General features: G+C 61.1%; 9 protein-coding genes. 4 read left to right on the forward strand and 5 right to left on the reverse strand.

All coding sequences use genetic code 11. The features are described from left to right. Window positions 1-6 precede the first annotated feature (6 nt). Window positions 7-1,557 (forward strand): diflavin oxidoreductase, encoded by a 1,551-nt coding sequence (locus tag AB4O36_RS05535; RefSeq protein ID WP_460141197.1) that lies wholly within the window; start codon window positions 7-9, stop codon window positions 1,555-1,557. Between the two features lie 387 nt (window positions 1,558-1,944). Here AB4O36_RS05535 and AB4O36_RS05540 read toward each other — a convergent pair. Beyond that, a protein-coding gene (locus tag AB4O36_RS05540) for an IS3 family transposase (RefSeq protein ID WP_460140388.1) occupies window positions 1,945-3,080 on the reverse strand; the annotation gives its coding sequence in 2 pieces (ribosomal slippage) (window positions 1,945-2,831 and window positions 2,831-3,080; 1,137 coding nt in all). Window positions 3,081-3,718: 638 nt separating this feature from the next. Between AB4O36_RS05540 and AB4O36_RS05545 the strand changes: the two genes are divergently transcribed. Genes AB4O36_RS05545 through AB4O36_RS05555 form a run of 3 tightly spaced genes read left to right on the forward strand, consistent with a single transcriptional unit; the run spans window position 3,719 to window position 7,164 of the window. Further along, on the forward strand, window positions 3,719-4,828 hold the full coding sequence (locus AB4O36_RS05545; protein ID WP_460122306.1) for a polyamine ABC transporter substrate-binding protein: 1,110 nt from the start codon (window positions 3,719-3,721) through the stop codon (window positions 4,826-4,828). Between the two features lie 30 nt (window positions 4,829-4,858). Continuing rightward, window positions 4,859-6,277, forward strand: a complete 1,419-nt coding sequence (locus AB4O36_RS05550) for an aminotransferase (RefSeq protein WP_460141198.1) — start codon at window positions 4,859-4,861, stop codon at window positions 6,275-6,277. A 47-nt stretch (window positions 6,278-6,324) separates the two neighbouring features. Continuing rightward, window positions 6,325-7,164: a helix-turn-helix transcriptional regulator gene (locus AB4O36_RS05555; protein WP_460122309.1), complete on the forward strand. Its 840-nt coding sequence runs from the start codon at window positions 6,325-6,327 to the stop codon at window positions 7,162-7,164. 116 nt (window positions 7,165-7,280) lie between these two features. On the opposite strand, the gene paaZ is transcribed toward AB4O36_RS05555, so the two are convergent. The 4 genes from paaZ to paaE all read right to left on the reverse strand — a co-directional run bounded on the left by paaZ (window position 7,281) and on the right by paaE (window position 12,554). Beyond that, window positions 7,281-9,335 carry a phenylacetic acid degradation bifunctional protein PaaZ gene (gene paaZ / locus AB4O36_RS05560; RefSeq protein ID WP_460141199.1) on the reverse strand — a complete coding sequence of 685 codons (2,055 nt, stop codon included), beginning with the start codon at window positions 9,333-9,335 and terminating at the stop codon, window positions 7,281-7,283. Between the two features lie 31 nt (window positions 9,336-9,366). Then, a complete protein-coding gene (locus tag AB4O36_RS05565) occupies window positions 9,367-11,013 on the reverse strand; it encodes a cation acetate symporter (RefSeq protein WP_460122313.1) in 1,647 nt (548 codons plus the stop codon). Beyond that, on the reverse strand, window positions 11,010-11,318 hold the full coding sequence (locus AB4O36_RS05570) for a DUF485 domain-containing protein (protein WP_460122315.1): 309 nt from the start codon (window positions 11,316-11,318) through the stop codon (window positions 11,010-11,012). Before AB4O36_RS05570 ends, AB4O36_RS05565 begins: the two co-directional genes overlap by 4 nt. A 159-nt stretch (window positions 11,319-11,477) precedes the next feature. Further along, window positions 11,478-12,554, reverse strand: coding sequence for a 1,2-phenylacetyl-CoA epoxidase subunit PaaE (gene paaE, locus AB4O36_RS05575; RefSeq protein WP_460122317.1), 1,077 nt, complete (start codon window positions 12,552-12,554; stop codon window positions 11,478-11,480). Window positions 12,555-12,562: the final 8 nt, after the last annotated feature.

A 12,562-nucleotide genomic window follows, 5' to 3' on the forward strand; every position in this document is an offset into this window, starting at 1 on the left:
GTGGCCATGCCAGCTCTGATCGAACGCATCGTGATCGGTTATGGCTCGGAGTCCGGCAACGCCCGTGGGTTGACGCAACGTCTGTTGCGTCTGCCTTGCTTGCAGCCGTACGAACTGGCCGTGCAGGATCTCAACTCGCTGAAACTCGACAGCCTGACCCCGCGGGACTTGCTGCTCATCGTGTGCAGCTCCTTCGGTGACGGCGAGCCGCCGGGCAATGCCGATTGCTTCATGGATCAACTGAACGAGTTCGCCTCATTGATCGATCAGCCTTACGCCATCTTCGGCCTGGGCGACACGGCTTACCCGACTTTCTGTGGCTTCAGCAAACTCATCGACGCCACGCTTGCGCAAAAGCAGGCGAAACCCTGGATCAACCGCGTCGACGCGGACACTGATTTCGAGGGCTTCTTCGACACCTGGTGCGCCACGCTCGAGGCAGTGCTCAGGGGTGACTGGCGTGCCGGCACGACCTTGCAGTTGCAGGTCACCGCCTATGGCGAAAACGACACCTGGCCAGCGCGGGTGATCTCGCGGACCCGGCTCAACGGCACGGCGCCTTACGCCTGGCAAGTGCGCCTGGACATCGAAGGGAGCGGCATCAAGTACCGTGCTGGCGACAACCTTTACGTGCTGGCGCACAACGATGAACCGTTGCTTGAGCAGATGGGCGAATGGTTCGGCCGTGAAGACGCCCGCACGCTGCTGCGGGACAAAGAGCTGCGCCAGTTGAGCAAGTCGGTGCTGCGCGACATTGCCAAGGTCAGCCAGCACGAGACGCTCAAGGGTTTGCTCAAGGTCAGCGCCCGCAAGGAGCTGGAAGCCTACCTGTATGGCCGGGACATGCTCGATGTGCTTAATGATTTCTGCGAGCCGGGGCAGGTGAGTGTGGAGGATCTGGTCGAGTGGCTGCCCAACGTTCTGCCGCGTGCTTACTCGATCGCCTCCCATGATCACGCCGGTTACGTTGACCTGTGCATCCGTGAGGTCGCCTATGACATGGCCGGCCGTGCACGTACTGGCACGGCGACCGGCCATCTGGTCGGGCCGCACCCCGAGGCGCAGGTGTTCGTGCGCAGCAATCCGGCGTTCCATCTCCCTCGGCAGGTCGAGCACCCGGTGATCATGATCGGCACCGGCACGGGCATCGCGCCGCTGATTGCCTTGCTGGAACAGATCGAGCAACAGGACAGCCCGGCGCAAAGTTGCCTGATTTTCGGCGACCGCCGCCGGGATTCGGACTTCCTTTATCAACCGCGCCTGGAAAAATGGCAGGCTGACGGCGTGCTCGATGTGCTGATCACCGCCTTCTCGCGGGACAGCGAGCAACGGTACTACGTGCAGGACGCCATGCTCGAACACGGCGCCTACCTATGGGCCTTGCTCAGCCAGGGCGCGCACCTGTACGTGTGCGGCAACAAGAGCAACCTGGAACGAGCCATTGACGCGGCGCTGGTCAATATCGCGATGACCTTCGGTCATCTAGGCGAGGAAGACGCACAGACCTTTGTCGCCGACCTGGCGAGCAACCATCGCGTACACAAAGAACTGTACTGAAGCTTCCCGTTTTGACGCGTGGACGAGCCGCAACTCGTTGCGCGTCTTTTTTTGCCTGCCTGAAGCGCAAACCTGTAGGAGCGAGCTTGCTCGCGATGGTGGCTCAGGCACCGCGGGCATCCAGGTAGCCAGCGTTATCGTTAACGACCATCGCGAGCGTGCTCGCTCCTACAGAAGATCAAGATCAAAAGCGGGGCACGATCCCTGTAGGAGCGAGCTTGCTCGCGATGGTAGCTTAGACACCGCGGGCATCCAGGTAGCCCGCGTTATCGTTAACGACCATCGCGAGCGTGCTCGCTCCTACAGAAGATCAAGATCAAAAGCCGAGCACGATCCCTGTAGGAGCGAGCTTGAACTGGTCAAGTAATCTTGGACACTGATTACGGTTCACGCCGCCAATCTTTCCTTCACGACCGGCGACCTGTAGTCGTTATAGCTGTGAGGCCTGCTGATGTTGTAGCGCGAGACATAGCGCTGCACATCTGCCCGGGCCTCATGCTCCAGTTTGTAGCCCGTTTCAGGCACCCACTCGGACTTCAAACTACCAAAGAAACGCTCCATCGGGGCATTGTCCCAGCACTCGCCTTTACGGCTCATACTTTGCCTGAACCGATGTTTCACAAGCGCATTTCGGAATTTATGGCTGGTGTACTGGCAACCTTGATCAGAATGAAACAACACATCCTGGGGATGGCCGCGCAGCTCAACCGCCATGCGTAGCGCTTCGCAGGTCAGGTTGGCATCAGAAATCATCGAAAACGACCACCCTACGATCCTGCGAGCGTACAGATCCAAAACGGCGGCGAAGTACATCCACCGCTTGCCGACCTTGATGTATGTCACGTCGCCACACCACACCTGATTAACCGCCGTCACATCAAATTTTCGCTTGAGCACGTGCGGCGCCACCAAGGCCTCCACACCCGGCGACTTGTACTTATGGCGCCGGCGCTGACGACTAGCGATGCCAGCTTCGCGCATCAAACTGCGAGCCATATAACGCCCGATACGATGCCCTTTGGCTTGTAGCTCCTTGGACAAAGTACGTGCGCCGGCCGACTCTCTGGACGCCTTGTGGTGCCTGACCAACGCGGCTTTGAGCTTGTCCCGTTCAGGATTTGCTCTGCCTTGGCGCTGGCGCCAGGCGTAAAAGCTACTGCGGTTGCCCCCAAACGCCCGGCAACACTTTTTAACGCCGTACTGCTCGCCCAGCTCATCGATCAGCGTGAATGATCTTTGGCGTCCAAAAGCAGGAGAGCACTGGCCTTTTTTAGGATTTCGATATCCAGGTCTTTCTCTCTGAGCAGAGCTTTGAGTCTCTGGATTTCTCGTTGATCAGCGGTAATCGCCTTGGCCCCCACCGGAGTCGAGCCCAAGCGCTCTTTTTGCACTTGATCAACCCAACGGCGCAGGGCTGTGGGGCCGATATCCAGGCTGGCACAGACTTCGGTAACCGGCTGACCTTCATCCAACACCATGCTGGCAGCCTTGAGCTTGAACTCACTCGAATAGGATTTACGCATATCCAAACACCTCAGATTTGGGCGCTATCATAGCGCCCGATTGAAGTGTCCAAAATCATTAGGCCAGTTCAGCTTGCTCGCGATGGTGGCCCAGATACCGCGGGCATCCAGGTAGCCAGCGTTATCGTTAACGACCATCGCGAGCGTGCTCGCTCCTACAGAAGATCAAGATCAACAGCGGGGCACGATCCCTGTAGGAGCGAGCTTGCTCGCGATGGTAGCCCAGACACCTCGGGCATCCAGGCAGCCAGCGTTATCGTTAACGACCATCGCGAGCAAGCTCGCTCCTACAGAAGATCAAGATCAAAAGCGGGGCACGATCCCCTGTAGGAGCGAGCTTGCTCGCGATGGTAGCCCAGACACCGCGGGCTTCCAGGCAGCCCGCGTCATCGTTAACGACCATCGCGAGCGTGCTCGCTCCTACAGAAGATCAAGATCAAAAGCGGGGCACGATACCGCCCATCGCGGGCAAGCCCGCTTCCACAGGGGGGATCACCATTCCAGAGCGCACAGGCCAGCCAAAAAAGAACAACACCACGCACACCCCCATTCGGGGTATGGCGCCCCTCGCCAAACCGGCCAATAGTAGATCCACCTGCTCATCCCGAGCCGACGTCGCTTGATAAGGTGAATTTGCTATGCGCAAGGCCCTCACGGTGATTTCCAGCTTGTTTCTCGCTTCCCTGATAACAACCCACAACAGCCAGGCCGCCGAGGTGGACGACAGTAAAACACTCAGGCTCTACAACTGGGCGGATTATATCGGCGAAAACACCCTGGCCGAATTCGAGAAAGCCACCGGCATCAAAGTCATCTACGACACCTTCGACGCCTATGAAACCGTGCAGGCCAAGTTGCTCACCGGCCACTCCGGTTACGACCTGGTGGTGCTCAACGCCTCGCTCGCGCCACCGCTGATCAAAGCCAAGGTGTTCCAGCCGCTGAACAAAAAACTACTGCCAGGCTGGGCCAACCTCGATCACAAAGTCCTTGAGGACATGCAGGGCTTCGACGCCGGCAATCTCTATTCCGCGCCCTACACCTGGGGCAGCAACGGCATCACCTACAACGTCGACAAGATCAAGGAACGCATGCCCGACGCGCCCATCGGGTCGCTGGCGATGATCTTCGATCCAAAAATCGTCTCACGCTTCGCCGACTGTGGCGTGACCCTGGTGGATGCGCCGACCGAAGTCATCCCCCTGGCCCTCAAATACCTGGGCCGCGATCCGCGCAGCGCTGCGCCGGCTGACCTCAAGGCCGCGCAGGAACTGCTGCTGTCGGTGCGCCCGTACATCCGCAAGTTCGACTCCGTCAACTACCTGACCAGCCTGCCCAACGGTGACACCTGCATGGCCATGACCTGGTCCGGCGACTACGCCACCGCCATGGCTCGCGCCGAAGAAGCCAAGTTGAAGATCAACCTGTCCTACTTCATTCCCAAGGAAGGCTCGCTGATCTGGTTCGACAACATGTACATCCCGGCCGACGCCCCGCACGTGGCCAACGCCCACAAGTTTCTCGACTTCCTGATGAAGCCTCAGGTGATGGCCGACGTCACCGACTACATCCACTACGCCAACAGCAACGCCGCCGCCACGCCTTTGCTTGATGCCGATGTGCGCAACAATCCCGCTATTTATCCCGATGACGAGACCCGTGAGCGCCTGTTTGCGCAAAAGACCCAGGACCCCAAGGACATGCGTGCCATCACGCGGGTCTGGAGCACGGTGAAAAGCGGCATCTGATCGTCAAATCAACAGGTTCGAGGTTTTTGTATGGCTACTCCAACGCATGACGTAATGTCCGCCGCCGATGAATCGCGGCTGACCAAAGCCGATAAAGCGCACTACATGCACGGCTACCACATGTTCGACGAGCATGCCGAACAGGGCGCCCTGAATATCGTCGCCGGTGATGGCGCCTACATCTACGACACCCAGGGCAACCGTTTTCTCGACGCCGTCGGAGGCATGTGGTGCACGAACATCGGCCTGGGTCGCGAGGAAATGGCCCAGGCCATCGCCGACCAGGTGCGCCAGTTGGCCTATTCGAACCCGTTCTGCGACATGACCAACAACGTCGCCATCCAGTTGTGCGAAAAACTCGCCAGCCTGGCGCCGGGGGACCTGGACCACGTGTTCCTCACCACCGGCGGGTCAACCGCGGTGGACACTGCGTACCGCCTGATCCAGTACTACCAGAACTGCCGGGGCAAGCCGGACAAGAAGCACATCATCGCGCGCTTCAACGCCTATCACGGCTCCACCACGCTGACCATGTCGATCGGTAACAAGGCCGCCGACCGGGTGCCGGAGTTCGACTATGCCAACGACCTGATCCACCACGTGTCCAACCCCAACCCGTACCGTGCACCGGACGGCATGGATGAAGGGCAATTCCTCGAATTCCTGGTCGAGGAGTTCGAAGACAAGATCCTCGCCATCGGCGCGGACAAGGTCGCCGGGTTCTTCGCCGAGCCGATCATGGGCTCGGGTGGGGTGATCATTCCGCCCAAGGGTTATCTGAAGCGTATGTGGGAAGTCTGTCAGCGCTACGACATCCTTTTCGTCGCCGATGAAGTGGTGACCTCGTTCGGGCGCTTGGGCAAATTCTTCGCCTCCAAGGACGTGTTCGACGTGCAGCCCGACATCATCACCACGGCCAAGGGCCTGACGTCTGCCTACTTGCCGCTGGGCGCGTGCATCTTTTCCGACCGCATCTGGAAAGTCATCGCCGAGCCGGGCAAGGGCCGCTGTTTCACCCACGGCTTCACCTACAGCGGCCACCCGGTGTGCTGCACCGCCGCCCTGAAGAACATCGAGATCATCGAGCGGGAAAACCTGCTGGAGCATGTCGAGGAGGTTGGCAGCTACCTGGAACAGCGTCTGGCCACGCTCAGCGGCTTGCCGCTGGTGGGCGACGTGCGTTGCGAGAAGCTGATGGCCTGCGTCGAGTTCGTCGCCGACAAGCGCACCAAGGCGCTGTTTGCCGACGAGATCAACATCGGTGAGCGCATTCATTCACGGGCGCAGACGCGGGGCTTGCTGGTACGGCCGATCATGCACCTCAACGTGATGTCGCCGCCGCTGATCCTCACGCATGCCCAGGTGGATGAAATCGTCGAAACCTTGCGGGTGTGCATTCTCGAGGTGGCGGCCGAGCTTGAACAAAGCGGTCAGTACGCCGGCCAATGAGTTCGAGCCGCTTACGGGGGCTCGGTTCACCCGCTAGACTGCGGGGCATGAGCAAACCCAACGATGACACCTTGATCGCCTTGCCTTTCGGTGCCTTGCATAAATGGCATGCCGAAGTGCGCAAGGCTTTCGCCCACATCGACGAGCCCGACGCGCTGCGCCATCTGGCCTCGGCATTCGGCCATCTGGTGTCAATCGAGTCGGTGATGATCAGCCTGGAACACAAGGACCGCGCGCCCCAGTTGCTGTATCAGCAGGGCATCCCGGAGCAATACCGGGTGTCGCTGCTGGAGCGCTATTTTTCCGGCGGCTACCTGTTGGACCCCTTCTGCCTGGCGGTGGGGCAGGGCTTGGCCGAAGGCTTCTATCACCTGGAGGAAATCGCCCCGGACAACTTCTTCGACAGCGAGTACTACAAGACTTACTACTTGAAGGCCGGCAGTTCCGAAGACAGTTTTTATCTGGTGGACACCGGCAACGACACACAAATTTCCGTGAGCCTGTTCCAGGGCTTTGGCGGGGAAAGCCTGCGGGTTGAGCAACTGAACCTGTTGCGCGCCGTCGAGCCGTTGGTGCGTGAGTTCATCGCTGAGTTCGGCCAGCGTGGCTTGCAGCATCGTGCGGATCAGGAGGCGAGTGGCCGTGACGATCTCAAGCAGCGGGTGCAGTCAGCGTTCGAGCATTTTGGCAGCGATTTGCTGACCGAGCGCGAGCGTGAAGTGGCGCATATGGTGTTGCGCGGGCATTCGGTGAAGTCCACGGCCAGCCAATTGAACATCTCGCCGGAGACGGTGCGCATGCACCGCAAGAACCTGTACCTGAAGCTTGAAGTGGGGTCGCAGTCCGAGTTGTTTGCGCTGTTTATCGAGTGGTTGCGCAGGCATTAGGGTCTTTATTGAATGTGATGGCCTCATCGCGGGCAAGCCCGCTCCTACAGAGGAGCGGGCTTGTCGAATCGTCGCACCGCCGCGATGAGGCCATCAACTTCACCACAAATTGAGGATCAACCCTCGCGCTTCACCACCAACGTCAAAATGTCATAACTGGCCACCAGCTCTCCCAGCTGGTTGGTCACTTCGACATCCCACGCCACCACCCCTTGCGGGATGCCTTGCGGGCTCTTCTTGCCCTGGTCGATCTTGCGTTTGCAGGTCAGGCGCGCCTGGATGGTGTCGCCGATGCCCACCGGGTTGATGAAACGCAGGGTGTCCAGGCCATAGTTGGCCAGCACCGGGCCGGGCGCTGGCGAAACGAACAGCCCGGCGGCGGCCGACAGCACGAAGTAGCCGTGGGCGATGCGCTTGCCGAATTGCGATTCCTTGGCCGCGATGTCATCGAAGTGCATGTAGAAGTGATCGCCTGACAGGCAACCGAAGTTCACCAGGTCCGCTTCGGTCACGGTGCGACGGTGGGTCAGCAGCGATTCGCCGATCTGCAGGTCCTGGAAGTAACGACGGAATGGATGCACCTCGGTCTCGATGACCTGGGCGCCGCGCACGTATTCGCCCGTGACCGCCGCCAGCATGGTTGGCGAGCCCTGGACCGCCGCGCGTTGCAGGTAATGCTTCACGGCACGCAGGCCGCCGAGTTCTTCACCGCCACCCGCGCGACCCGGGCCGCCGTGTTTGAGTTGCGGTAACGGCGAGCCGTGGCCGGTGGATTCGCCGGCGCAGTGGCGGTCGAGTACCAGCAGGCGGCCGTGCAATGCCGCGGCGACTGGAATGGCTTTGGCCGCAATCAACGGGTCCTTGGTCACCAGGCTGGCCACCAGGCTGCCCTTGCCACGGGCGGCCAGGGCCAGGGCTTCGTCCAGGTCGTCGTAGGCCATCAGGGTGCTGACCGGACCGAACGCCTCGATGTCGTGGGCGCCGCCTTCGGCATGCGGATCGCGGGCCTGCAACAGCGTCGGGGCAAAGAACGCACCCTTATCGACATTGTCGCCGCGTGGCTCGAAACCATCGCGTGCGCCGAACAGCATGTCGCTGCTCTGCAACAGGGCTTCCAGGCGTTCGGCCACGTCTTTTTGCTGATCATGGGAGGCCAACGCACCCATGCGCACGCCTTCCACCGACGGGTCGCCGACCACCACCCTGGCCAAGCGATCACGCAGGCGCGAGGCCACCGCATCGATGTGTTTGGCCGGCACGATGGCGCGGCGGATGGCGGTACATTTCTGCCCGGCCTTGGTGGTCATTTCCCGGGCGACTTCCTTGACGAACAGCTCGAACTCTTCGTCGTCCGGGCTGACATCCGGGGCCAGGATCGCGCAGTTCAGTGAGTCGGCTTCAGCGGTGAACGGCACCGAGTTACGGATCAGGTTCGGGTTGACCCGCAGCTTGGCGGCGGTGTCGGCGGAGCCGGTGAACGTCACCACGTCCTGGCCTTGCAGGCGGTCGAGCAGGTCACCGGTGCCGCCGATGATCAGTTGCAGGCTGCCGGTGGGCAACAGGCCGGACTCGTCCATCAGGCGCACCACGGCTTCGGTCAGGTAGCTGGTGGCGCTGGCCGGCTTGACGATGCACGGCATGCCGGCGAGAAAGCTCGGGGCGAACTTTTCCAACATGCCCCAGATCGGGAAGTTGAAGGCGTTGATGTGCACCGCGACACCGCCACGCGGCACCAGGATGTGGGTGCCGGCAAAGCTGCCCAGTTTGCTCAGTTGCAGCGCCGGGCCTTCGTGCACGACGTTGCCCGATGGCAATTCCCGTGAGCCGAGGCTGGCGTAGGTGAACAGCGTGCTGTTGCCGCCCTCGATGTCGATCCAGCTGTCGGCGCGGGTGGCGCCGCTGTGGTGGGAGATCGCGTAAAGCTGTTCCTTGCGCTCGCTCAGGTACAGGGCCAGCGCTTTCAGGCGCTGGGCCCGTTGCTGGAAGTCCAGCGCCATCAGGCCGCTGACGCCCTGGCGACGGCCGTGCTCGATGGCTTCTGCAAAGTCCGGGCGTTCTTCGTGGGTGCGGGCGATCTCGTGGCCGTCGAGGGCGCTGCGCAGGATCTGTGCGCCGTGTTGGCCGATCCAGCGACCGGCGATGAAGCTTTGCAGTGTGGCAACGTGAGACATCTGGATTGCTCCGGGTTGGCAAATAGGAGGGTTAGTGCTGGCTCGCGCCCGAGGCGCCGATGCCGGTCATGGAACGGATGAACTGCGCCAGGTAACGGCCGCGCTCGAGGGCGGCACGTGGCGAACGGTCGGTGACGGAAAACAGCCAGGCGCTGAAAAAAGCCAGGCTCATGGAAAACAGTGCGGGGTTGGAATACGGGAACAGTGCCCTGTCGTGATGCAGGACGTTGACCCACACCGCCGGGCTCAGCACCAGCAGGACGATTGCCGAAACCAGCCCCATCAGGCTGCCCAGCACCGCACCGCGAGTGGTCAGGCCTTTCCAGTACATCGAGAGGAACAGCACCGGGAAATTCACCGAGGCGGCGATGGCCAGTACCAGGCCGGAGAGGAAGGCGATGTTCTGCGATTCGAATAACAGGCCAAGGATGATCGCCAGCACGCCGATGCACAGGGTGGCGATGCGCGACATGCGCATTTCCTGCTGTTCGCTGGCCTGGCCCTTACGGATCACGCAAGCGTAGAGGTCGTGGGACACGGCCGAGGCGCCGGACAGGGCAAGGCCTGCAACCACCGCCAGGATGGTGGCGAACGCTACCGCCGAGATGAACCCCAGGAACAGGTTGCCACCCACCGCTTGTGCCAGATGGACCGCGACCATGTTGCCGCCGCCGATGATCGAGCCGCTGGCGTCTCGGTACGACGGGTCGGTGCCGACCATGACGATGGCGCCGAAGCCGACGACGATCAGCAGCAGGTAGAAGTAACCGATGAAACCGGTGGCGTAGAACACGCTTTTGCGCGCTTCCTTGGCATCGCTGACGGTGAAGAAACGCATCAGGATATGCGGCAGGCCAGCGGTGCCGAACATCATGCCCAGCCCCAGGGAGATCGCGTCGATCGGATTGGACAGCAAGCCGCCCGGCGCCATGATCGCGGTGCCCTTGGCGTGCACTTCGGTGGCGCCGGCAAACATCGCTTCGGTACTGAAACCGAAATGCTTGAGCACCATGAACGCCATGAAACTGGTGCCGAACAGCAGCATCACCGCCTTGATGATTTGCACCCAGGTGGTGGCGAGCATGCCGCCGAAGGTGACGTAGAACACCATCAGCACGCCGACCAGCATCACCGCATAGAGGTAGTCGATGCCGAACAGCAATTCGATCAGCTTGCCGGCGCCGACCATCTGCGCCACCAGGTACATCAGGGCCACGGTCAGGGTGCCGAAGGCCGAGGTCAGGCGCACCGGGGTCTGCTCCAGGCGGTAGGACACCACGTCGGCAAACGTGTATTTGCCCAGGTTGCGCAGGCGTTCGGCGATCAGGAACAGAATGATCGGCCAGCCGGCCAATACGCCCAAAGCGTAGAGCAGGCCGTCGTAGCCATTGAGGAACATCATGGCCGAGATGCCCAGGAACGAGGCGGCGGAGATCATGTCGCCGGCAATCGCCAGGCCATTCTGGAAGCCGCTCATGCCGCCGCCGGCGGTGTAGAAGTCGCTGGCCGAACGAGTGCGCAAGGCGGCCCAACGGGTCACGCCGAGTGTAAACAGTACGAACACCAGGAACATGCCGATGGCATTCCAGTTCAGCGGGCGAGCCGCACTCTCGGCGGCCACCGCGAAGTCGGTGACGATGGCCAATGGCAGCAGGAATAATGCCAGGAGCCGGCTCATTGGGCGCACTCCTGCTTGAGTTTGTCGTTGAGCGGGTCGATCACGTGGTTGGCGCGATAGACATAAAACCCGGTGAGGGCGAACGCCAGGATCACCACCACCACACCCACCAGCATGCCCACCGAGGTCACGCCGCCATTGAGCGACTGGCCAAGGGTGGCCGGCGAGAACGCCACCAGCAGGACAAAACCGAAATAGATCACCAGCATGATCAACGACAGCGACCAGTAGAGCTTCTGTTTGCGCCGCACCAGTTGTTTGAAGGCGGGGTGCTGCTGGATGAGTTCGATGTCTTGTGGGGTCATGGCACGCTCTCTTGTTTTTTGTTTTTGTCGTGGGTGAAACACAGTTCCCTGTAGGAGCGAGCATGCTCGCGATGGTGGATCAAGCACCGCGGGTTGCCAGGCTGCCAGCGTTATCGTTGGCGACCATCGCGAGCATGCTCGCTCCTACAGGGTTTTGGATCAGAGCTGATCGAAATCCAGCACCACCTTGTCGCTGATCGGGAAGGCCTGGCAGGACAGGACGTAGCCGGCGGCGACTTCGTAGTCTTCCAGGGCGTGGTTGCTGTCCATTTCCACTTCGCCTTCGATGACCTTGCACTTGCAGGTCGAGCACACGCCGGCCTTGCACGAGTAGGGCAGTTCGGCACCCTGGGCATTGCCGGCATCGAGGATGCTCTGGGTGTTGCGCGCAAGATCGAACGCCAGGGCACGGCCGTCGCTGATGACGGTGATCTGGCTGACGGCGGCGTCCACCTGGCGGGCGGCTTCACGGGCCTCGCGTTTTTGCTGGCTGTCGGTGGCGGCGAACAATTCAAAGTGGATGCGCTCGGGCGCCAGGCCCTTGGCCTTGAGGCTGTCGCGTACGGTTTCGGTCATTTCCTGAGGGCCGCAGATGAACGCCGCGTCCAGGGCCTTGACGTCAAGCCAGCGGGAGAACAGCTGCTCACATTTCTCGGCATTGATCCGGCCGTTGTACAGGTCGACGTCCTGCTGCTCGCGGCTGAAGACGAAGATCAGGTTCAGGCGTTGCAGGTAGCGGTTCTTCAGGTCTTCGAGCTGTTCGCGAAACAGGGCGCCTGCGCTGGAGCGGTTGCCGTACAGCAGGGTGACGCGGCTGTGGGGCTCGGTTTCCAGGGTGGTCTTGATGATCGACAGGATCGGCGTGATGCCGCTGCCGGCCGCGACGGCCAGGTAGTTACCGTGGCGGCTCGGGTCCAGTTCGACACTGAAATGACCGGCCGGCGGCATGACTTCCAGGGTGTGCCCGGCTTTCAGGTGTTCATTGGCGAAGGCGGAAAAACGCCCACCGACCACACGCTTGACCGCAATGCGCAGTTCACCGTCGTTGATACCGGTGCAGATCGAGTAAGAACGACGCACCTCTTCGCCATCCAGTTGCGTGCGCATCACCAGGTGCTGGCCCTGCTTGAAGTGGAAGCTGTCCTGCAAGTCCTGTGGGATCTCAAAGGCAATGGACACCGCATCGCGGGTCTCGGCACGCACGTCCTTGATGGTCAGGCTATGAAATTTGCTCATTCTCATTG

The sequence above is a fragment of the Pseudomonas sp. S2_E01 genome (assembly GCF_054668365.1).